The sequence below is a fragment of the Hydrogenophaga sp. T66 genome (assembly GCF_057219855.1).
In genome coordinates, this window is the sequence record NZ_JBXVVX010000002.1 from 501,875 (window position 1) to 522,431 (window position 20,557).

The 20,557-nt window shown below is 70.1% G+C and carries 18 protein-coding genes; 11 read left to right on the plus strand and 7 right to left on the minus strand.

The window, feature by feature from the left end; translation table 11 throughout:
• Positions 1 to 4 precede the first annotated feature (4 nt).
• The 5 genes from AC2D80_RS11325 to AC2D80_RS11345 all read left to right on the plus strand — a co-directional run bounded on the left by AC2D80_RS11325 (position 5) and on the right by AC2D80_RS11345 (position 6,005).
• The gene (locus AC2D80_RS11325) at positions 5 to 1,342 is read left to right on the plus strand and encodes an ABC transporter substrate-binding protein (RefSeq protein WP_484633120.1); all 1,338 of its coding nucleotides are present in this window, start codon (positions 5 to 7) and stop codon (positions 1,340 to 1,342) included.
• A gap of 123 nt (positions 1,343 to 1,465) precedes the next feature.
• The gene (locus tag AC2D80_RS11330; protein ID WP_484633121.1) at positions 1,466 to 2,275 is read left to right on the plus strand and encodes an ABC transporter ATP-binding protein; all 810 of its coding nucleotides are present in this window, start codon (positions 1,466 to 1,468) and stop codon (positions 2,273 to 2,275) included.
• Between the two features lie 41 nt (positions 2,276 to 2,316).
• Complete coding sequence (locus AC2D80_RS11335; RefSeq protein WP_484633122.1) at positions 2,317 to 3,564, plus strand: phenylacetate--CoA ligase family protein; 1,248 nt, start codon at positions 2,317 to 2,319, stop codon at positions 3,562 to 3,564.
• A 163-nt stretch (positions 3,565 to 3,727) separates the two neighbouring features.
• Positions 3,728 to 4,711 carry a tripartite tricarboxylate transporter substrate-binding protein gene (locus tag AC2D80_RS11340; RefSeq protein WP_484633123.1) on the plus strand — a complete coding sequence of 328 codons (984 nt, stop codon included), beginning with the start codon at positions 3,728 to 3,730 and terminating at the stop codon, positions 4,709 to 4,711.
• A gap of 268 nt (positions 4,712 to 4,979) precedes the next feature.
• Positions 4,980 to 6,005 (plus strand): tripartite tricarboxylate transporter substrate binding protein, encoded by a 1,026-nt coding sequence (locus AC2D80_RS11345; RefSeq protein WP_484633124.1) that lies wholly within the window; start codon positions 4,980 to 4,982, stop codon positions 6,003 to 6,005.
• A 22-nt stretch (positions 6,006 to 6,027) separates the two neighbouring features.
• Here the strand turns inward: AC2D80_RS11345 and AC2D80_RS11350 are convergent, their stop codons facing one another.
• The 4 genes from AC2D80_RS11350 to AC2D80_RS11365 form a co-directional block, all read right to left on the minus strand.
• Positions 6,028 to 6,579 (minus strand): YcnI family copper-binding membrane protein, encoded by a 552-nt coding sequence (locus AC2D80_RS11350; RefSeq protein ID WP_484633125.1) that lies wholly within the window; start codon positions 6,577 to 6,579, stop codon positions 6,028 to 6,030.
• Between the two features lie 23 nt (positions 6,580 to 6,602).
• Entirely contained in the window at positions 6,603 to 8,885 is a 2,283-nt protein-coding gene (locus tag AC2D80_RS11355; protein WP_484633126.1) for a TonB-dependent receptor, read from the minus strand.
• Positions 8,886 to 8,986: 101 nt separating this feature from the next.
• Complete coding sequence (locus AC2D80_RS11360; RefSeq protein WP_484633127.1) at positions 8,987 to 9,346, minus strand: hypothetical protein; 360 nt, start codon at positions 9,344 to 9,346, stop codon at positions 8,987 to 8,989.
• Positions 9,347 to 9,387: 41 nt separating this feature from the next.
• Positions 9,388 to 9,714: a DUF1840 domain-containing protein gene (locus tag AC2D80_RS11365; protein WP_484633128.1), complete on the minus strand. Its 327-nt coding sequence runs from the start codon at positions 9,712 to 9,714 to the stop codon at positions 9,388 to 9,390.
• A 121-nt stretch (positions 9,715 to 9,835) separates the two neighbouring features.
• On the opposite strand from AC2D80_RS11365, the gene AC2D80_RS11370 reads away from it, so the two are divergent.
• The 6 genes from AC2D80_RS11370 (at position 9,836) to AC2D80_RS11395 (ending at position 17,081) form a co-directional block, all read left to right on the plus strand.
• Positions 9,836 to 12,235: a bifunctional salicylyl-CoA 5-hydroxylase/oxidoreductase gene (locus tag AC2D80_RS11370; RefSeq protein ID WP_484633129.1), complete on the plus strand. Its 2,400-nt coding sequence runs from the start codon at positions 9,836 to 9,838 to the stop codon at positions 12,233 to 12,235.
• Positions 12,236 to 12,259: 24 nt separating this feature from the next.
• The gene (locus tag AC2D80_RS11375; protein ID WP_484633130.1) at positions 12,260 to 12,742 is read left to right on the plus strand and encodes a MarR family winged helix-turn-helix transcriptional regulator; all 483 of its coding nucleotides are present in this window, start codon (positions 12,260 to 12,262) and stop codon (positions 12,740 to 12,742) included.
• A gap of 25 nt (positions 12,743 to 12,767) precedes the next feature.
• Positions 12,768 to 13,619, plus strand: coding sequence for an enoyl-CoA hydratase family protein (locus tag AC2D80_RS11380; RefSeq protein ID WP_484633131.1), 852 nt, complete (start codon positions 12,768 to 12,770; stop codon positions 13,617 to 13,619).
• 117 nt (positions 13,620 to 13,736) lie between these two features.
• The gene (locus AC2D80_RS11385) at positions 13,737 to 14,939 is read left to right on the plus strand and encodes an acyl-CoA dehydrogenase family protein (RefSeq protein ID WP_484633132.1); all 1,203 of its coding nucleotides are present in this window, start codon (positions 13,737 to 13,739) and stop codon (positions 14,937 to 14,939) included.
• Positions 14,940 to 15,069: 130 nt separating this feature from the next.
• Positions 15,070 to 16,680 carry an AMP-binding protein gene (locus AC2D80_RS11390; RefSeq protein WP_484633133.1) on the plus strand — a complete coding sequence of 537 codons (1,611 nt, stop codon included), beginning with the start codon at positions 15,070 to 15,072 and terminating at the stop codon, positions 16,678 to 16,680.
• Positions 16,681 to 16,688: 8 nt separating this feature from the next.
• Entirely contained in the window at positions 16,689 to 17,081 is a 393-nt protein-coding gene (locus tag AC2D80_RS11395) for a RidA family protein (protein ID WP_484633134.1), read from the plus strand.
• 27 nt (positions 17,082 to 17,108) lie between these two features.
• Here the strand turns inward: AC2D80_RS11395 and AC2D80_RS11400 are convergent, their stop codons facing one another.
• From AC2D80_RS11400 to AC2D80_RS11410, 3 genes are read right to left on the minus strand one after another with little or no spacing between them, the layout of a single operon-like run.
• Positions 17,109 to 19,085 (minus strand): ATP-binding protein, encoded by a 1,977-nt coding sequence (locus tag AC2D80_RS11400; RefSeq protein ID WP_484633135.1) that lies wholly within the window; start codon positions 19,083 to 19,085, stop codon positions 17,109 to 17,111.
• Positions 19,051 to 19,743, minus strand: a complete 693-nt coding sequence (locus AC2D80_RS11405) for a response regulator (protein ID WP_484633136.1) — start codon at positions 19,741 to 19,743, stop codon at positions 19,051 to 19,053. Before AC2D80_RS11405 ends, AC2D80_RS11400 begins: the two co-directional genes overlap by 35 nt.
• Positions 19,740 to 20,546 (minus strand): 2OG-Fe(II) oxygenase, encoded by an 807-nt coding sequence (locus AC2D80_RS11410; protein WP_484633137.1) that lies wholly within the window; start codon positions 20,544 to 20,546, stop codon positions 19,740 to 19,742. The genes AC2D80_RS11405 and AC2D80_RS11410 overlap by 4 nt, the downstream gene beginning before the upstream one ends.
• Positions 20,547 to 20,557 lie beyond the last annotated feature (11 nt).

Genomic DNA, 20,557 nt, shown 5'->3' on the forward strand with positions numbered 1-20,557 from the left:
AATGATGAAGTTCAAATCCGTCGCCCTCGCGGTGGCATTGATCGCGGGCTCCGCGTCCGCCTTGCTGTCGGCACCCGCCGCACTGGCCCAGGAGAAGGTGCAGTTCTTCCCCAGCCTGACCGGCCGCACCGGCCCGGTGGCCCCCAACGCCACCCCGTTTGCCAACGGCTTCAATGACTACATGAAGCTGGTCAACGCCCGCGGCGGCATCAACGGCGTCATGACGCTGGTCGAAGAGTGCGAAACCGCGTACGCGACCGACCGTGGCGTGGAATGCTACGAGCGACTGAAGGGCAAGCACGGCGGCGCCACGGTGTTCCAGCCGCTGTCCACCGGCATCACCTTCGCCCTGACCGAAAAGGTGTCGAAGGACAAGATTCCGCTGATCACCTCCGGCTATGGCCGCAGCGACAGCCAGGACGGGATGGTGTTCAAGTGGAACTTCCCGCTGATCGGCCATTACTGGGTGGCGGGCGACGTCATCCTGCAGCACATCGCCAAGAAGGAAGGCGGCTGGGACAAGCTTAAGGGCAAGAAGATCGCGGCCGTCTATCACGACAGCCCGTTCGGCAAGGAGCTGCTGCCGATCCTGCAGGAGCGCGCCGCGATGCACGGCTTTACCCTGCAGCTGCTGCCGGTGCCGGCGCCGGGCGTGGAGCAGAAAGCCATCTGGCTGCAAGTCCGCCAGCAACGCCCGGACTTCGTGATCATGCAGACTTGGGGCGTGATGACCGCCACCGCCATCCGCGAGGCCGTGGCCGTGGGCTACCCGCGCGAGAAGATGTTTGGCACCTGGTGGTCGGGCGCCGAGCCTGACCTCAAGGACATCGGCGCTGCCGCCAAGGGCTACAACGCGGTGATGATGCAGCACGGCGCCGAACCGCAATCCGACGTCGTCAAGGAAATCCTGTCCAAGGTGCATGGCAAAGGTCAGGGCGCCGGTCCGCGTGAGGAAGTTGGCCAGGTGCTGTACATGCGCGGTGTGGTCGGTGCGATGCTGGCCGTTGAAGGCGCGCGGGCGGCCCAGGAAAAGTTCGGCAAAGGCAAGCCGGTGACGCCGGAGCAGGCGCGCTGGGGCTATGAGAACCTGAACCTCACCCAGGCCAAGCTCGACGCGCTGGGCTTCAAGGGTGTGCTGCGCCCGATCTCGACGTCCTGCGCGGACCACATGGGCTCGGCCTGGGCCCGCGTGCATTCGTGGGACGGCAGCAAGTTCGTCTGGGCCTCCGACTGGCTGCAGGCGGACGAGCAGATCATCAAGCCGATGGTGAAGGCCTCGGCCGACAAGTACGCGGCTGAGAAACAACTGAGCCGCCGCAGCCCGCAGGACTGCCAGTCCTGATCGATTGAGCCGCGCACCGTCCGCCTGCTGGCGGAGCCGGGTTCCCACCCGGAACCCGGTGCGCGGCGTCAGCTGCCAGGGCAGCGCGCTGTCCTGGCACCTGGCCCCGATTGGAAACACCCCATGAGCACACCCACCCCTGTCATCAACGTCAACGGCATCGAGGTCATCTACAACCACGTGATCCTCGTGCTCAAGGGCGTCTCCCTGACCGTGCAGCAAGGTCAGATCGCCGCCATCCTGGGCGGCAACGGCGCCGGCAAGACCACGACGCTGCGCGCGATCTCCAACCTGCTGAAGGCCGAGCGCGGTGAAGTCACCAAGGGCAGCGTGGAACTGCGCGGCGAGCGCATCGAGCACCTCACCCCGGCCGATCTGGTGCAGCGCGGTGTGGTGCAGGTGATGGAGGGACGCCACTGCTTTGCCCACCTGACCATCGAAGAAAACCTGATGACCGGCTCCTACACCCGCACCGACAAGGCCGAGGTGGCGCGCAACCTGGAGAAGGTCTACAACTACTTCCCCCGCCTGAAAACCCGACGCACCAGCCAGGCCGCCTACACCTCCGGGGGCGAGCAACAGATGTGTGCGATCGGCCGCGCGCTGATGGCCAACCCGAACGTGGTGCTGCTGGACGAGCCTTCGATGGGTCTGGCGCCGCAGATCGTGGAAGAGGTGTTTGAGATCGTGAAGGACCTCAACCAGAAGGAAAAGGTCACCTTCCTGCTGGCCGAGCAGAACACGAACATGGCGCTGCGCTACGCGGACTACGGCTACATCATGGAGTCGGGCCGCATCGTGATGGATGGCGCCGCCAACGACCTGCGCAACAACGAAGACGTCAAAGAGTTCTACCTGGGCATGGGCGGCGGGGAGCGCAAGAGCTTCCGTGACGTCAAGTCCTACAAACGCCGCAAGCGCTGGCTGGCGTGATCCACGCCCCCGCCGCCTGACGCCACCCCTGGAATTTCCTCATGAGCGACTTCTTTGACGCGCTGGAAACGCGCACGCCTGACCAACGCGAGGCCGACCAGCTGGCCCGGCTTCCGGCCCAGCTGGCCCACGCGCAGCAGCACAGCGCGGCGTTCGCCGAGATCCTGCGCGGCGTGGACGCGAGCGCCATCACCAGCCGCGATGCCCTGGCCCGCCTGCCGGTGACGCGCAAGAGCGAACTGCTGGAGCGGCAGAAAGCCCTGCGCGCCAGTGACCCCTTCGGTGGCTTTGCCGCGGTCGTGCGCGGGCCGCAGATGCAGCGCATCTACGCGTCGCCCGGCCCGATCTATGAACCCGAGGGCACGGCGCGCGATTACTGGCGCACCGGGCGCGCGCTGTTCGCCGCCGGCTTCCGCCCGGGCGACCTGGTGCACAACGCCTTCAGCTATCACATGACGCCGGGGGCCTTCATCCTCGAGGCCGGCGCGCTGGCCGTGGGCTGCACCGTGTTCCCGGCGGGCACCGGCCAGACCGAGCAACAGCTGCAGGCCATCCGCGAACTGCGACCCAGCGCCTACACCGGCACGCCCAGTTTCCTGCGCATCCTGTTGGAGAAGGCGCAGGAGGAGGGGGCTGACGTGTCCTCGCTGCGCAAGGCCTCGGTCGGTGGCGAAGCCTGTCCCCCCAGCCTGACCGCCTGGTTCGCCGAGCGCGGCGTCACCGTCTACCAAACCTACGCCACCGCCGACCTGGGGCTGGTGGCCTACGAGACGGCGTCGCGCGAGGGGCTCGTGCTCGACGAGGGCGTGATCGTCGAAATCGTTCGCCCCGGAACGGGTGAGCCGGTGCCCGACGGCGAGGTGGGCGAACTGGTGGTCACCACGCTCAACCCGGTGTATCCGCTGATCCGTTTCGGCACCGGGGATCTCTCGGCCGTGCTGCCCGGCACCTGCCCGACCGGCCGCACCGGCCGCCGCATCAAGGGCTGGATGGGCCGGGCCGACCAAACCACCAAGGTCCGCGGGATGTTCGTCCATCCCTCGCAAGTGGCCGACGTGGTCCGCCGGTTCCCGGCGGTGGCGCGAGCGCGCCTGGTGGTCAGCGGCGAAATGGCCAACGACCGGATGTGCCTGCGTGTGGAGACGGCCGAGTCGCCGGCTGGCCTGCGCGAACAGATCGCCGACGCCGTGCGCGACGTGACCAAGCTGCGCAGCGAGGTCGAACTGGTGCCGCCGGGCTCGCTGCCCAACGACGGCAAGGTGATCGAGGACGCCCGCAGCTACCAGTGAGACAGCGCTGACGGCCCGCTCGCCGCGATCCGCGGCAGCGGGTTCGGTTCCCCTCCAATGACGGGTGTTATCCCGGGTCGAGCGCTACGTGTTTCCCGCGATTTCCGTAGTGTCTTCGAGGGATACCATCTCCGGTATCCCTCACCTCGTCCTGGAGACACCGATGAAAAAACTGCTGGCCCTGGCCCTGACCGCCACCGTCTCGGTGGGCGCGATGGCCCAGAACTTCCCCACGAAACCCATCACGTTTGTGGTGCCCTTCGCCGCTGGCGGTCCGACCGATTTGGTCGCGCGTCAGCTGGCCGAGACCATGCGCAAGCACCTGCCGGGTGCCAACATCGTGGTGGAAAACGCGGCGGGCGCCGGCGGCACGATCGCCGGCACCAAGGTGGCCCGTGCCACGCCCGACGGCCACACCCTGCTGCTCTGGCACATCGGCTTCGCGGCCACCACCAGCCTGTACCGCAAACAGCAGTTCGATCCGCTCAAGGATTTTGAATTCCTCGGCATGATCAACGACGTGCCGATGACGCTGCTGGGCTCGACCAAGCTCAACGCCAACACCTACCGCGACTTTGAGGCCTACATCCGCGCCAACGGCGGCAAGCTGAACCTGGCCCACGCCGGCCTGGGCTCGGCCTCTCACCTGTGCGGCCTCATGTGGCAGTACGCGGTGAAGCTGGACAAGTCGATGACCACCATCGCCTACCGCGGCACCGGCCCGGCCATGAACGACCTCATCGGGGGTCAGGTGGACGTGATGTGCGACCAGACGACCAACACCGTGTCGCAGATCGAAGCCGGTCGCGTGAAGGCGTTCGCCGTGACCACGGCCCGGCCGCTGTCCAACCACCCGATCCTGAAGGACTACCCGTCGCTGCAGGAGATGGGCCTGAAGGGCTTCAACCTGACGATCTGGCACGGCCTGTACGCCCCGAAAGGCACGCCGGCTGACGTGACCAAGAAGCTCAACGACGCGCTGCGCGCCTCGCTCAAGGACCCGGAGTTCATCAAGAAGCAGAACGACCTGGGCGCCATCGTGGTGACCGACAACCGCGCCACGCCGGAAGGCCACCGCGCTTTCGTCGCCGACCAGGTGGTCAAGCTCAAGGCCGTGATCGACGCGGCCGGCCAGTTCGCCGACTGATAGCAGCCCCCCTGCGGCGCTGCGCGCCTTCCCCCCGCGGGGGGACGACACCAGAGGACCGGCGGAGCCGGATCTTCGCTGTCACTCGATCCAGGGCCCGTTCGGCTCTGCCACACCCCAGCCCGCCCTGCGCCCGCCGCAGCGCGGGCTGTGTTGTCTCTGGATGGACAGCCGGGGCGCCGGGCTCGGGACTGTCCCGGTTGACGGCGGTGGGCATGCCGCTAGGCTGACCGCTGAGAGCCTTCACACCGAAACTGGAGACAGCACCATGCCCCCATCCGACCGCCGCGCCAACGCCGCTGGCGCCTTCACCCGCCGCCGGGCCGCCCTGCTCGCCGTCGCGCTGGCACTGCCCCTGGGTGCGGCAGCGCAGACCGCCTGGCCCGGCGCCAAGCCGATTCGCATCGTCGTGCCCTTCGCGCCCGGCGGCACCACCGACATCCTGGCCCGCGTGATCGCGCCGGAGCTGACCAAGGCGCTGGGACAGAGCGTGGTGGTGGACAACCGGGCGGGCGCCGGCGGCAACATCGGCGCCGAGATCGTGGCCAAGTCGCCGGGCGACGGCTACACGCTGCTGATGGGCACCGTCGGCACCCACGGCATCAACAAGTCCCTCTACGCCAAGCTGCCGTACGACCCGCAGAAGGATTTCGCGCCGGTCACGCTGGTGGCCGGCGTGCCGAACGTGATGGTGATGAACGCCCAGCGGGCCAAAGCACTGGGCATTCAGAGCGTGCCGGACTTCGTGAAGTACGCCCGCGCCAACCCGGGCAAGCTCAACATGGCCTCCAGCGGCAACGGCACGTCCATCCACCTCGCCGGCGAGCTGTTCAAGGCGCGCAACAGCGTGTTCATGACGCACATCCCCTATCGCGGCTCGGGCCCGGCGCTGGCGGACCTTTTGTCGGGCGCGATGGACGTGATGTTCGACAACCTGCCATCGGCCATGCCGCACATCCAGGCCGGCACGCTCAAGGCCTTCGCGGTGACCAGCGCCGTGCGGTCGGCCGCGCTGCCGGACGTGCCCACCGTGGCCGAAGCGGGACCGCTGCCCGGCTTTGAGGCCAGCTCCTGGTTCGGGCTGCTCGCCCCGGCCGGTACGCCGACCGACATCGTTGCGCGCCTGCAGCAGGAAACCGCGCGGGCGCTGAACAGCCCGGCGGTGAAGGAGCGGCTGCTGGCGCAAGGCGCCATCCCGGGCGGCAACACGCCGGCCGAGTTCGCCGCCCTGATCGACGCCGAAATCACCAAATGGGCGGCGGTGGTCAAGGCCTCAGGCGCGAAGGTCGACTGAGCGGCCGGCCTGCGCGCCCGCCTCAATGGACGTGGCTGTGGCCGGCGGCCGGCGAGGCTTCCACTTCCAGCACCGGGGCCGGCGCTGGCACGCTGCCCCAGGGCTGACCGGCGGGTGCCACCTCCACCCAGTCCAGCCGGCCGGTGTCGCAAATCTGGCGCACCGGCCAGATGAGGCGGCCGGCCCGGGCGGGCAGTGTGGCCACCACGACGAACTCGTCGTAATGGCTGGCCGGCAGTGCGTCCTCCGGCGTGCGCGCGGTCCAGGTGAGTCGCACCGTGTCCTCGCGAACGGTGCGGCCGTGGCTTTGGTACGGCTCGGCCAGCGGCGCACGCTCGACGGCGGCGCGCCAGCCCGGCTTGGCCATTGGCTTGGCGCCGCGCACGCCGGCCGGGATCTCCACGACGAACTCGCGGGTGGGTGAGCCGCTGCAGCCGTGGCCAACGCGAAACACGGCCTTGTAAGACGCGCCCACGGTGGCGCGGGGTTCGGCGAGCGTGACGTGGGCGAAGGCGGCCGAGGTGGTCAGCGACAGGATCGCGGCGGCCAGCAGAACGGAGGTGTTGGGTTTCATCGGGATCAAGAGCGGTAGGGTTGTCACAGGCTGCTGCGCAGTTCGAGGTGGAAGGTGCGCTGCGGGTAAGGGTGGAAGTTCCAGTAGCGGTCGTTGTTGAGGTTGTCGATGCCGAACGCGAGGGTGGTGCGCGGGGTGGCGCGCCAGGTCACGCGCAGGTCGGTCGTGAAGTAGGCGCTCGCGCCCATGTAGGCGTCGCCGTTGGGATCGCTGTTGTCCAGCGTGCTGAACTGCCGGCCGCTGTAGCGTGCGCCCAGGGTGGTGCTCCAGCGATCGTCCGGCCGCCAGGTGATGGCCGCGGTGGCACGCCAGTCGGGCACGCGGATCTGCCGTTTGCCCACGCTGGCCGGGAACCGGTCGTTGCGGGTCACGCGCGAGTCGGCCCAGGTGACGCTGCCCAGCAGGTCGATGCCCCGGGTGAACACGTCCGTGGCCTGGTAGGCCACCTCCAGACCCTCCGTGCGCACGCGGTCGACGTTCTGGATGTTGGTGATGTTGGGCGTGACCGTGGTGTTGGTCTGCGAGTACAGCGCGTCCTTGGTGCGCTCGAAGAAGGCGGTCAGGCGCCACAAGCCATTGCCCAGATCGCGCTCGGCGGTGAGCTCGGTGGTCCACGATTGCTCGGGCTTGAGGTTCGGGTCGTTGAGCGTGGTCTGGCCAAGGTTGTTCACGCCGCCCTGGTACAGCTCGCTCACCGTGGGCATGCGCACCGCGCGCCCGGTTGAGGCCTTGAGCACCCACGAGGGCGCGGCCTGCCACGACAGCGCCGCTTTCGGGGAGAAGTAGGTCTCCGCGCGCGGGGCGTACTGCACCGAACCGACGCCGTTGGTGCGGAAGCCGCTGTCGGTGACCCAGCGCTCCCAGCGCCCGCCCAACACCGCCTTCCAGCGCGGTGCGAGGCGCCAGGTGTCCTGGGCCCACAGGCTGGTGAGCGTGCTGTCCCCGGCGAAGGCTTCGGTGAGGGCGCCCGGGGCGCCGGAGATCCATTGGGGGGTGGCGTTGGTGCGCGTGCGCAGGCGGTATTCGTCGTGCTGCAGACCCAGGTCGATCACGTGGGCGCCGCGCGGTCCGTCGGGCCGCCAGGTGCCCTTGAGGCCCACGGTCGTCCAGCCGGTGCCGTCGCTGTCGGTGATGCTGCCGGCCCCGCCGGTTTGGGCGCCGGGCAGGGCGGTACCGCTGCGGCGCAGTTCGTCGGTGTCATGGTCATACAGGCTGGCCGCAATTTCCCAGTCCCACACGCCCTGGGTGTTGCTCTTCACGGAGACGCCGTGCATGAGGTGCGTGAGGCGCTCGCGGGTGAGGGCGAAGTCGCTGTTTTGCAGGGTGAACGAGCGACCGTCGATGTTGACCACGCCGCTGGTGACCGGCTGGCCCGCCGCGTTGCGCAGGTAGGAGGCGGCTTGCCCGTTCGATTGGTTGTCCCACACGCCCAGGGTGTAGGCCGCCCGCAGGGTGGGCGTGATGTCGTAAGCCAGCTTGAACTTGGCGACTTGCTGGGTGGTGGTGTACGCCGTGCCGGTGCCCAGCAGGTACCAGGGCTGGTTGGCCCGGTTGAGGCCCAGCACGGCGCCCGTCACCGGGGTGCCAGCGGCGCCCGGCGTGCCGGCGCTGACGAGGCGGGTGGCGAAGGTCTGTGGCTGGCCTTCGCTGCGCGTGCCGGTCAGGCTGAAGAACCACGACCAGTCGCCGGCCCGGTTGCCAGCCGACGCGCTGGCCTGGTACCCGGTGTAGCGGCCATCGGTGTTGTACAGGCGGTAGGGCTGGTGCTGCACGCTGACCTTGCCGTGGGCCTCAAAGGTGCGTGGCATGCGGGTGACGTAATCCACCACCGCCCCCACCGAGTTGCCCGGGTAGGCCGCGGAGAACGGCCCGTACAGCACGTCCACGCGCTCGATTTCCTCGGGCCCCACCATCATCCAACGCGGGGCGTTGGTCGGGCCGTTACCGAGGTAGTTGGACAGCAGGATGCCGTCGGCATAGACCATCGACCGCGCCGGGTTGCCGGTGCCCGACGCCCGGGTGGACAGCACCGCGTGGTTGTAGTCGCCGATGTAGCGCTTGCGCACCAGCAGGCTGGGCAGGTACTTCAGCGCGTCCTGGCTGTCGGTGGCGTTGAGGGTGTCGGCAATCTGCTCGCGGGTGACGCCCTCGATGGTGGTGGGTATCTGCGTAGGCAGCGAGGTGGGCTGGCCGGCGGTGATGGTGACGGTGCCGAGGTCGCGCTGGGGCGCATCGACCTGCGCGCGGGCGGGCGACAGGCACATCGCGGCGAGGGCCGCGACGGCCGTGGGGGAAAGGCGGTGCATGGGAAAACTCCGGCAAAGGCAAGACGTGACCCGGCCGCCGACGCGGGTCGGCGGCATCCGGGCTGGGGGAGATCGCGGGGCGCCCAGGGCGGGCGCCGGGTTCACGTCAGGGCCGGGGGGCCGCGGGCGGGGGGCGGTGCCGCGGGCGGCACGCCAGCGGGAACGCGGTCATGAAGCGACGCCACCCGCCGCGGGGCGGGCGGCAGCGGCGGCGTGGCCACGGGCGGGGCGGGCGGCAGCGCCGCCGCGCACAAGGCGCAATCGCCCATGGTCATGGGTGGCGCCTCGTCCGACGCGTCGCCATCGCCCAGGGGCACAAAACGCAGCTGGCCCGAGGCCGAACAGACCAGCGTGCTTTCCGAGGGATGCAGCACCGGACCCAGCACCGCCGCGGCGAACGCCAGCCACACGGTGAACACGTTCCACCGGGTCAGGCGCGTTGAGCGGAGCAGGGCAAACATCGGGCGCGGATTGTGCCTCACCGGCCCAACCGGCCGCGCGCTCAGACGCCCCAGACGATGTCCACGCCCGCCCGCTGGCAGCGCTGCAGCATCTCGATGAAGGGCGTGGTCCGCATGCGCAGGCTGACCGGGTCGAAGGCCGGCTCGGGCTCGCCGCGGGCGGCGGCCTCGTCCCGCTGGCGTTGCTGGTCGGCCTCCTCGGCGGCCACCGCGGTGCGGATGGCCTCCATCGCTGCGGGCATCTGCGCCGGCGTCACGATGCCCGGTTGGTCCGCGTCCTTGCCGAGGATGCCGAGCAGGCGCCGCGCGTGGGGCGCCAGCATGACCAGGTCGCCGGTCTCGCGGGATTTGAAGCGGTAGACAGCCATCGGGGAAAACGATCGGGTGGGCTCACGTTGTACTACGGCCGGCCGTGCCGCGGTGCGAGACCCTGGCGCGGGTTCGGGTAAACCCTGTTGGGTCTAAATATTTTAGATCTAAACTAATTTCATGAACACCACCGCCCTCCCCGCCGGCCTGCGCCGCATCCTGTGCATTGGCGGCGGGCCCGCCGGCCTGTACTTCGCGCTGCTGATGAAGCGGCGCCATCCCGCGCTGGCGATCACGGTGGTCGAGCGCAACCGGCCGTTCGACACGTTCGGCTGGGGCGTGGTGTTCTCCGACCAGACGCTGGGCAACCTGCGCCGCGCCGACCCGGAGACCGCGCAGCTCATCGGTGACGCCTTCAACCACTGGGACGACATCGAGGTGTTTTTCAAGGGCGGCCGCGTGCGCAGTGGCGGTCACGGCTTTTGCGGCATCGGCCGCAAGCGCCTGCTCAACATCCTGCAGGAGCGCTGCCAGTCGCTCGGGGTGAACCTGGTGTTCGAGACCGACGTGACCGATGACCAGGCGCTCGCGGCGCAGCACGACGCGGACCTGGTGATCGCCAGCGACGGCCTGAACAGCCGCATCCGCACGCGCTACGCAGCCACCTTCCAGCCCGACATCGACACGCGGCAATGCCGCTTCGTCTGGCTGGGCACGAAGAAGACCTTCGATGCCTTCACCTTCGCTTTCGTGCCCACCGAGCACGGCTGGTTTCAGGCGCACGCCTACAAGTTCGACGCCGACACCTCGACCTTCATCGTCGAGACGCCGGAGCACGTCTGGCAGGCCCACGGCATCGACCGCATGAGCCAGGAGGAGGCGATTGCCTTTTGCGAGCGCCTGTTCGCGCCCTGGCTGGACGGCCACCGCCTCATCAGCAACGCCAGCCACCTGCGCGGCTCGGCGATCTGGATCCGCTTCCCGCGGGTGATCTGCCAGACCTGGGTGCACACGGAGACCATCGCCGGGAAGCCCACCCCGATCGTGCTGATGGGCGATGCCGCGCACACCGCCCACTTCTCCATCGGCAGCGGCACCAAACTCGCCCTTGAAGACGCGATCGACCTAGCCGACACCTTCAGCCAGCACCCCGATCACGGGCTGGCCACCGTGCTGCAGGCCTACGAAGCGCGCCGCAGCGTGGAGGTGCTCAAGATCCAGAACGCCGCGCGCAACTCCACCGAATGGTTCGAACACGTGGACCGCTACAGCGGCATGGAGGTCGAGCAGTTCGCCTACTCGCTGCTCACGCGCAGCCAGCGCATCAGCCACGAGAACCTGCGCCTGCGGGACGCGAAGTGGCTCGAAGGCTACGAGCACTGGCTGATGCAGAAGGCCGGCGCCGCGCCCGCCCGGCACCCGACGCCACCGATGCTGTTGCCGCTGACGGTGCGCGGCTGCGCGCTGAAGAACCGCATCGTGGTCTCCCCGATGGCGCAGTACAAGGCCACAGACGGCGTCGTGGGCGACTGGCACCTCATGCACCTGGGCGCGCGTGCCGTGGGCGGCGCCGCGCTGGTGATGGTGGAAATGACCAGCCCCACGCCCGAAGGCCGCATCACCCCGGGCTGCCCCGGTCTGTGGAACGACGCCCAGCAGGCCGCACTCGCCCGCATCGTCGACTTCGCCCACCGCGAAAGCGGCGCCAGGATGGGCCTGCAGCTGGGCCACAGCGGCCCCAAAGGTTCCACGCAACTCGGCTGGGACGCCATCGACGAGCCGCTGCCCTCGGCCGACGGCCGCCCCGACGCGGCGCCCAACTGGCCGCTGCTGTCCGCCAGCGCGGTGGCCTACGGCGCACAGAACCAGGTGCCCCGCGCGATGACCCGCGCCGACATGGACGCCACGACCGCGGCCTTCGTGGCGGCCGCCCGGCGCGCCGCCGCCGCCGGCTTCGACTGGCTGGAACTGCACGCCGCGCACGGCTACCTGCTCTCGGCCTTCCTCTGCCCGCTGACCAACCGGCGCACCGACGCCTACGGCGGCTCGCTGGAGAACCGCGCCCGCTACCCGCTGGAGGTGTTTGCGGCGGTGCGTGCCGTCTGGCCAGCCGACCGGCCGATGAGCGTGCGCATCTCGGCCCACGACTGGGCACCGGGCGGCAACACGCCGGACGACGCGGTGGCCATCGCCCGCCTGTTCAAGGCCGCGGGTTGCGACGTGATCGATGTCTCCTCCGGCCAGACCACCCGCCAGGCCAAGCCGGTCTACGGACGCATGTACCAGACACCGTTTGCCGACCGCATCCGCAACGAGGTTGACATCCTCACCATGGCGGTCGGCGCCATCAGCGAAGCTGACCACGCCAACAGCATCATCGCCGCCGGCCGCGCCGACCTGTGCGCCGTGGCGCGCCCGCACCTCGCCGACCCGGCCTGGACGCTGCACGAAGCCGCCCGGCTGCAGACCCGCGCGATCGACTGGCCGCTGCCCTACCTGAGCGGGCGCGACCAGCTCTACCGCGAGATCGCGCGCCAGCAGGCGCTGCAGCACGCGGGGGAAGAAGAACCCACGAAATAGAGCCCACGAAATGAGCCCCGCACGATGAACGACACCGCCCCCCTCGACCTCGAAGCCCGCGCCCACAGCGAACACGCGCAGGCGCTGCGCCTGTGGCTGCGGCTGTTGACCTGCTCGCAGCTGATCGAAAAGCGCGTGCGCGCCGGCCTGCGCGACCAGTTCGACACCACCCTGCCCCGCTTCGACCTGATGGCGCAACTCGAGCGCCATCCCGAAGGCCTGAAGATGAAGGAGCTGTCGCACCGCCTCATGGTCACCGGCGGCAACGTCACCGGCATCACCGACCAGCTGGTTGCCGAGGGTCTGGTGGAGCGCACGCCGGTCGATGGCGATCGCCGGGCCTTCCTCGTGCGCCTCACGGCCGCGGGCCGCGCCGCCTTCGAGCACATGGCCGCGCAACACGAGCGATGGATCGTCGACGCCTTCGCCGGCCTGTCCGAGCGCGAACTGGACCAGCTCCACCGGCTGCTCGGCAAGGTCAAGCAACACCAGAAAGCCATGGAATGACGCCCGCCACCGAGGCCACCCCGACATGAAACACCCCATCCCCGACCACAACCCGATGCGCGGACAGTACGGCCCGGCCCACGCCGCGCCCACGCACTTCGCTCTCGCCATCGCCGACGGCGTGGCCACCGTCACGCTGAACCGCCCCGAGCGGAAGAACCCGCTCACCTTCGATTCCTACGCCGAACTGCGCGACTGGTTCCTCGGACTGCAGCGCGCCACCGATGTGAAGGCGGTGGTGCTCACCGGCGCCGGCGGCAATTTCTGCTCGGGCGGTGACGTGCACGAAATCATCGGCCCGCTCACGAAGATGACCATGCCCGAGCTGCTGGCCTTCACGCGCATGACCGGCGCGCTGGTGAGCGCCATGCGCGCCTGCCCGCAACCCATCGTGGCCGCGATCGACGGCGTGTGCGCCGGCGCCGGCGCGATGATGGCGCTGGCCTCCGACCTGCGCCTGGGCACGCCGCGCGCCAGCACCGCCTTCCTGTTCACCCGCGTCGGGCTGGCGGGCGCCGACATGGGCGCCTGCGCGCTGCTGCCGCGGCTCATCGGCCAGGGCCGCGCGAGCGAGCTGCTGTTCACCGGCCGCTCGATGAGTGCCGCCGAGGGCCATGCCTGGGGCTTCTTCAACGCGCTGCACGAGTCCGAGTCGCTGCACGACGCGGCGCTCAAACTGGCGAAGTCGCTCGCCGACGGACCGACCTTCGCGCACGGCATGACCAAGACCATGCTGCACCAGGAATGGGCCATGACGCTGGACCAGGCGATCGAAGCCGAGGCGCAAGCGCAGGCCATCTGCATGCAGACGCAGGACTTCCGCCGCGCCTACGAGGCCTTCGCGGCGAAGCAGCGCCCGGTGTTCGAAGGCGATTGAGATGACCCACCCCCGCCGCGCTTCGCGCGACCCCCTCAAGGGGACGACACCAGCCGCCCGGCAAAGCCGGTTCGGCGGTGTCCCCGGATCGGCATCACTGCGCTCGGGAGTTCGATGATGGTTGCCTTTGACCGCCCCCACGGCATGACACCGCCCCAGGCGCAGTGGGAACTGCCCTTCTTCGGCGAACACCACCGCGCCCTGGCGCTCGGTCTGGCCGACTGGGCCGGTGCCCAGCAGGTCGATGAAGCCGACGACCGCCGCGCCTGCCGCGACTGGGTGATGCGCCTCGGTGCGGCCGGGTGGCTGCGCTACTGCGTGCCGGCCGCCCACGGTGGCGCGCTCGACAAGCTCGACTCGCGCGCCCTCGTGATCCTGCGTGAGACCTTGGCCTTCCACTCGCCGCTGGCCGACTTCGCCTTCGCCATGCAGGGCCTGGGCAGCGGCAGCATCACGCTCGGCGGCACACCGGCGCAGCGCGAGGCCCGCCTGCGCCCGGTGGCCAGCGGCCAGCAGATCGCGGCCTTCGCGCTGAGCGAGCCCGATGCCGGCTCCGACGTCGCGGGCATGCGCACCACCGCGCGGCGCGCGGACGACGGCGGCTGGGTGCTGGACGGCACCAAGACCTGGATCAGCAACGGTGGCCTGGCCGACTTCTACGTGGTGTTTGCCAAGACCACGGCCGATGCCGGCGCGCGCGGCATCAGCGCCTTTGTGGTGCCGGCCGACGCGCCGGGGCTGGACAGCTCGGCACACATCGATGTGATGGCCCCGCACCCGCTGGCCACCTTGCGCTTTGCGAACTGCCGTGTCGGCGCCGACGCCCTGATCGGGTCCGTGGATGGCGGCTTCAAGCTCGCGATGCAGACCCTGGACATCTTCCGCGCCTCGGTGGCCGCGGCCGCGCTGGGCATGGCCCGCCGCGCGATGGCCGAGGCCGTGGCCCACGCCCGAAGCCGCGAGATGTTTGGCCAGCGCCTCGCCGACTTCCAGCTCACGCAGGCCCGCCTCGGCGAGATGAGCGCCTTGATCGACGCCGCGGCCGTGCTGACCTACCGGGCCGCGTGGCTGCGCGACGAAAGCACCACCCAGGGCGCCGGCACGCCGGCCTACACCGCCGCCGCCGCCGCCGCCAAGCTCACCGCCACCGAGAACGCGCAGAAGGTCATCGACATGGCGGTGCAGATGTTCGGCGGGCGCGGTGTGCGCGTGGGCGAGGTGGTCGAGCATCTCTACCGCGACATCCGCTCGCTGCGCATCTACGAGGGTGCGAGCGAGGTGCAGCTGCTCATCCTCGGCAAACACGCCCTAAGAACATGAATCACCCCCGCCGCGCTTCGCGCGACCCCCTCCAGGGGGCGACACCTGCGGCCCGGCGAAGCCGGTTTCGCGGTGTCTCGCGGCTCGACCACCTCGCACGAAGCACCACCGCTCAAACGGAGGCATCGTCATGAGTTCCGCACAAACCGACCGCTTCGTGCACGACCGCCTGCCGCCGCGCGCACTGTGGCCCGAGCTGCGCTTTGACACGCCCGAGCTGCAGGCCCTGCCGGCGCAGGTGAACCTGGTGGCGCACCTGTTCGATCGTGCATTCGCCAATGGCCACGCAGACCGCCCCTTCCTGCGCAGCGACGCGCGCACGCTCACCTACGCGCAGGCGCGCGAGGCGGTGAACCGGCTCGCCAACCTGCTGGCCGCGCGCGGCCTGGTGCCGGGCAACCGCGTGCTGCTGCGCGGTGGCAATTCGGTGGCGATGGCGCTGGCCTGGCTGGCGGCGGTGCAGGCCGGGCTGGTGGTGGTGGCCACCATGCCACTGCTGCGCGCCAAGGAGCTCCAGCCCATCATCGACAAGGCGCAGCCCGCGCTGCTGCTGTGCGACGCCGCGCTCACCGCCGAGCTGGAGGCGGTGGGCAGCGGACGGCCCATCATCCGCTTCAACACCGACGCGCCCGACGGCCTCGAAGCGCTCGCCGCGCAGCAGCCCGCGCAGGCCACCCCCTGCCCCACCGCGGGCAGCGACATCGCCCTGCTGGCCTTCACCTCGGGCACCACCGGCGTGCCCAAGGCCGCGGTGCACACGCACACCGACGTGCTGGCCGCGTGCGAATGCTGGCCGCGCCACGTGCTGCGCGCCACACCCGATGACGTGGTGATGGGTTCGCCCCCGCTGGCCTTCACCTTCGGCCTGGGCGGCCTGCTGATTTTTCCGATGTGGGCCGGCTGCTCGGTCTACTTCCCGTCGGTGCCCTACACGCCGGAAGCGATGGTCAGACTCATGGTCGAGAAGGGCGCCACCATCTGCTACACCGCGCCGACCTTCTACCGGCAGATGGCCCCGTTTGCCCAGACCCACGGCATGGGCACGTTGCGCCTGTGCGTGAGCGCGGGCGAAGGCCTGCCCGACGCGACACGCCAGCTGTGGAAGCAGGCCAGCGGCATCGAGCTGCTCGACGGGATCGGCGCCACCGAGATGTTCCACATCTTCATCTCGGCCGCGCCCGAGGCGGTCAAGCGAGGCGCCATCGGCACCGTGGTGCCGGGCTACACCGCGCGCATCGTGGACGAGGAAGGCCGCGAACTGCCCGACGGGGAAGTGGGCCGACTCGCGGTGGTGGGGCCCACCGGCTGCCGCTACCTCGACGAGCCGCGCCAGACGCAGTACGTGCAAGGCGGTTGGAACTTCCCCGGCGACGCCTTCCGGCGCGACGCCGACGGCTACTACGTCTACCAGGCGCGCACCGACGACATGATCATCACGGCCGGCTACAACGTGGCCGGGCCGGAGGTGGAGGCAGGGCTGCTGACCCACCCCGCGGTGGCCGAGTGCGGCGTGGTCGGCCGCCCCGACGAGGAGCGCGGCCAGGTGATCGTGGCCTATGTGGTCCTCAAGCCCGGCCACAGCGGCGATGCCGCGCTGGTGAAGGCGCTGCAAGACCATTGCAAAGCCACGATGGCGCCGTACAAATACCCACGCGAGCTGCATTTCGTCGACAAGCTCCCGCGCACCGAAACCGGCAAGCTCCAGCGTTTCGCCCTCCGACAACAAGCCGCACAGACCTGAGACACACCATGCAACACCTCCACCCCGAGGGCTGGCTGCCCGCCAAGGGCTACGCCAACGGCATCGCCGCGCGCGGCACACAGATCTTCGTCGGCGGCCAGATCGGCTGGAACAGCCAGCAGCAGTTCGAAAGCGACGACTTCATCGCCCAGACGCGCCAGGCACTGCAGAACGTGCATGACGTGCTGCGCTGCGCCGGCGCCGGCCCCGAGCACATGGTGCGCATGACCTGGTACATCCTCGACCGCGATGAGTACAACGCGCGCCTGCGCGAACTGGGCGAGGCCTACCGCGCGGTGATGGGCAAGCACTTCCCGGCCATGACCTGCGTGGAGGTTCGGCGGCTGGTCGAGGCCCGCGCCAAGGTGGAGATCGAGGTGACGGCGGTCCTGCCGGACTGAGGCGCCGCCCGCGTCGGCGGGGGCTGCTCAGTCCGCCACCGTGAGCGGCGCTTCGCGCGGCAGGCGCAGCTCGAAGCGCGTGCCGCCGTCGGGCAGACGCGTCCAGCAGGCGTGGCCGCGCAAGGCCGCGGCGCGGCGCAGCAGGTTGCCCAGGCCCTTGCCGCGCGGCGCACTGCCGGGCGCCACCGCGGCCAGCACGGCCGCGTCGGGCTCAAAGCCAGCGCCGTTGTCCTCCACGCGCACGATCACGTGGTGCGCGTCGTGCATCGTGCTCACCCGCACCCGGCTGGCCCGGGCGTGCTTGATCACGTTGGTGAACACCTCCTGGAAGATGCGCAGCACATGCAGCGCGCTGCGCGGCTCCAGCCAGGGCAGCGGCGGCACGTCCTCCACCGCCCACTCCAGGGCCAGTCCGCTGCCCTGCAGCCGCGGCTCCAGCCGGAAGCGCAGCGTGGCCAGCAACAGCAGCAGGTCGGTCTGCACCGGCTCCAGCGAGTCGATGGCCAGCTTCAGGTCGTCGATGCACTCGCGCAGCACCTGGGCCACGCCCTGCTCATCGAGCTGCCCGAGTTCGACGGCGTGCAGCGCGCTCATGAGCGATGAACCCAGGCCATCGTGCATGTCCTGCATCAGGCGCTGGCGCTCCTGGCCCACCATCTGTTCGCGCGCGATCGCCTGCAGGCGGGCGTAGCTTTGGGCCAGCTCGGCCTCGCGGGTCTGCAGCCGCTGGGCCAGCACCGCGCGCGCGCCCCGGGCTTCGGCCAGCGCGCCGGTATAGCGCTGAAAGACCACCAGCATGAACAGGAAGAACAGCCCGATCCCGGTGTAGGGCAGCAGGTAGATGCCTTCGACGCTGATCAGCAGGTGCTGCAGCATCCAGTCGTGCAGCCCCACCGGGATGTTGAGCACGTTCCACGCCGACACCGCGATCGCCAGCCGCGACCCGCTGCGCCAGGACATCCACAGCGCGGCGAGGGTCACCACCAGCATGACGACAAACTGCACGCCGTAGGCCGCCGACGTGATCACGTCGGCGCGGCCCCACGACGCCCACCCGGGCAGGGTCAGCACGGTGCTCAGCGCCATCACCGCCAGCGCGCCGCGCTCCAGCCAGGGCAGGCGACGCTCGTGCAGGCGGAACGCAAAGAAGTAGACGCACAGCAGCAGCCAGCCCAGGCTGTTGACCGTGATCCAGCCAAACCAGGCTTCGGGAATGAGGGGTGTGCGCTGGCCGGTGTGGTAGTGCAGGCAACGCACGAAGAACAGCACCGAAGCCACAAAGAACAGCAAGTAGGCGGTGTCGTCGCGGTGGCGCGCCCACACGGCCAGCGCGAACAGGCCGATGGCCAGGAAGGCCGCGCTGGCCATGAAGGGGATCTGCGACTGCAGGGCCTCGCGCACACGCAGGCGCCCGACCAGTTCTTCGCGCGGCCCGACCCACGCGGACGACACGCCCGCGCCCGCGCCGGTCTGGCTGACCACGCGGATCAGCACCTCCCGCGTCGGGGGTTCGCCCGCGGTGGGATTGAGCGTCACCCACAGGGGCATGTTGAAGCTGTTCCACACCACGCCGCCGCGTGAATGGAAGCGCAGTTCGCCATCGGCATAGACCGTCACCCGGCCGATGGTCTGCCATCGCGGGAGGTAGAGCACACGCTCCTGCGGCGCGGCGCTGTCGTCGAGCGTGAGGCGGAACCAGCGCGTCACATAGGGCTGGTCGCCCGCGCCCCAGTCGCGGCGGGCCTGGTGGGGAAGGTCCACGTCCTGCCAGGTGCCGGGCAGGGCGGCTGCATCGGCGTGGCGCGGCGGACGGGCGTGCACGTCGCCGCCGGGCACTTCCAGCATCGACGCGCGGACGATGTGTTGCACCGCCATCTCGGCGGCCTGGAGCGGCGCAGCCAACCCCAGCCAGACGAACAGCACCGCCAGCGCCACGGCCCACCGCAGCGCCAGACCGCGCCTGGCGCGATCAGGGCCCGAGCAGGCCCTGCTCGCGGGCGGCATTGATCGCCTCGATCTTGGAGCCCACCTCCAGCTTGGCGTAGATGCGGCGCACGAAGGTCTGCACCGTGTGGCGGGTCACGCCCAGCCGGCGGGCGATTTCCTCGTAGGTGAACCCCTTGGTGATGAGTTCGAGCACCTCGGTCTCGCGCGGCGACATGCTGACCGCGGGCTTGGCGGCTCCCCCGGTCTCGCGGGCCGCCGGCACATCGGGCACCGGCGCGTCGCTGCGCAGCCGCGCCAGGATGAGCCGCGCGATCAGCGGGCTGATCGGGCTGCCGCCGGCGTGCAGGCGGCGGATTTCCTCGGCCATGGTCGATGCCGGGCTGTCCTTGAGCAGGTAGCCCCGCGCGCCGGCCTCGATGGACTGCACCACGTGCATCTCGTCGCCGAAGATGGTGCTGACCATCACATTGCAGGCGGGCCAGCGCTGGTGGGCGGTGCGAATGACGTCGATGCCTGAGCCGTCGGGCAGTCCGAGGTCCACCAGCAGCACATCCACCGGCAGTCGCTCCACCGCCGCCAGCGCCGCGGCGCGCGTGGTTTCGGCCCACACCAGCGTCATGTCGGGTGCGGCGGCGATCGCGGCGGCGAGCGAGGCGTGCACGCGCGGGTCGTCCTCGACGAGGGCCACCCGGATCAAGGCGGGTCCGCCGTTCATGCCGCCCCTCCGACGTACATGACGTTGATGCGCGCCACCCGCTTGGGCGTGCCGGGGCCGACGCGCCGCCCTTCGTGCAACACCGAGCCGGGGCCAAAGCCGTGGCGGAAGAACAGGGCGGAGCCCTTGGCGGGGGTCACATCGACCGCGCTGCCGTCGGGGCGGAACAGGCGCGTGTCGCCGCCCGACACGCCGTCGGCCGGGCCATTGAGGTAGAGCAGCATGGTGAGGGCGGAACGCAGGCCGCGCCATTCGATCATGGCGCGGCGGTCGGGGGAAAGGCTGTAGCCGGGCCAGTCGCCGTCGGTGTGCCGGTTGAACACGTCGTTGGCGTCGTAGCGGTACATGTTGAGCCGGTGGCTGAGCTGCCCGAACAGCGGGCGGCCGTCGATCTCGGGCGGCAGCAGGGGCGCGATGCGCGCCATGACCGGACCCAGCAGGGCCTCATCGGCCACCCAGTGCACGGACTTGTTCAGGCGCATGCCCGGCGGCGTGGCGATGCCGGGCGCCTCGTCGCGGAAGCCCAGGTGCTCGCTGGCGGCCGCCAGGGCGTCGGCCTCGGCGGGCGACACCACGTCGCGGATTTCAAAGGCCAGCAGACCGCCAAGCTCGATGTCCCGGCGCCGGGGCGTGAGGCCCTCACCCGGACCGAGGCACAGGCACGCCGGCGACGGGTCGAACGCGTGAACCGGCGTGTCCGCCACCACCCCGCCCATCGGCAGGGACCCCGGCAGACGCGCCACCGCGCGGTGCGCGGGCCAGGAAACGTGGGGGGTCGTTGGGTCGGCGGTGGCGGGATTCATGTATCTCTTGA

Bases quoted from the DNA above. Each gene is read 5' to 3' on its own strand.
- AC2D80_RS11340 (WP_484633123.1), top strand. From the start codon at position 3,728: ATGAAAAAACTGCTGGCCCTGGCCCTGACCGCCACCGTCTCGGTGGGC.
- AC2D80_RS11380 (WP_484633131.1), top strand. From the start codon at position 12,768: ATGAAACACCCCATCCCCGACCACAACCCGATGCGCGGACAGTACGGC.
- AC2D80_RS11355 (WP_484633126.1), bottom strand. From the start codon at position 8,885: ATGCACCGCCTTTCCCCCACGGCCGTCGCGGCCCTCGCCGCGATGTGC.
- AC2D80_RS11360 (WP_484633127.1), bottom strand. From the start codon at position 9,346: ATGTTTGCCCTGCTCCGCTCAACGCGCCTGACCCGGTGGAACGTGTTC.
- AC2D80_RS11375 (WP_484633130.1), top strand. From the start codon at position 12,260: ATGAACGACACCGCCCCCCTCGACCTCGAAGCCCGCGCCCACAGCGAA.
- AC2D80_RS11395 (WP_484633134.1), top strand. From the start codon at position 16,689: ATGCAACACCTCCACCCCGAGGGCTGGCTGCCCGCCAAGGGCTACGCC.
- AC2D80_RS11400 (WP_484633135.1), bottom strand. From the start codon at position 19,085: ATGCCGCCCGCGAGCAGGGCCTGCTCGGGCCCTGATCGCGCCAGGCGC.
- AC2D80_RS11410 (WP_484633137.1), bottom strand. From the start codon at position 20,546: ATGAATCCCGCCACCGCCGACCCAACGACCCCCCACGTTTCCTGGCCC.
- AC2D80_RS11325 (WP_484633120.1), top strand. From the start codon at position 5: ATGAAGTTCAAATCCGTCGCCCTCGCGGTGGCATTGATCGCGGGCTCC.
- AC2D80_RS11365 (WP_484633128.1), bottom strand. From the start codon at position 9,714: ATGGCTGTCTACCGCTTCAAATCCCGCGAGACCGGCGACCTGGTCATG.
- AC2D80_RS11335 (WP_484633122.1), top strand. From the start codon at position 2,317: ATGAGCGACTTCTTTGACGCGCTGGAAACGCGCACGCCTGACCAACGC.
- AC2D80_RS11345 (WP_484633124.1), top strand. From the start codon at position 4,980: ATGCCCCCATCCGACCGCCGCGCCAACGCCGCTGGCGCCTTCACCCGC.
- AC2D80_RS11405 (WP_484633136.1), bottom strand. From the start codon at position 19,743: ATGAACGGCGGACCCGCCTTGATCCGGGTGGCCCTCGTCGAGGACGAC.
- AC2D80_RS11385 (WP_484633132.1), top strand. From the start codon at position 13,737: ATGGTTGCCTTTGACCGCCCCCACGGCATGACACCGCCCCAGGCGCAG.
- AC2D80_RS11390 (WP_484633133.1), top strand. From the start codon at position 15,070: ATGAGTTCCGCACAAACCGACCGCTTCGTGCACGACCGCCTGCCGCCG.
- AC2D80_RS11330 (WP_484633121.1), top strand. From the start codon at position 1,466: ATGAGCACACCCACCCCTGTCATCAACGTCAACGGCATCGAGGTCATC.
- AC2D80_RS11350 (WP_484633125.1), bottom strand. From the start codon at position 6,579: ATGAAACCCAACACCTCCGTTCTGCTGGCCGCCGCGATCCTGTCGCTG.
- AC2D80_RS11370 (WP_484633129.1), top strand. From the start codon at position 9,836: ATGAACACCACCGCCCTCCCCGCCGGCCTGCGCCGCATCCTGTGCATT.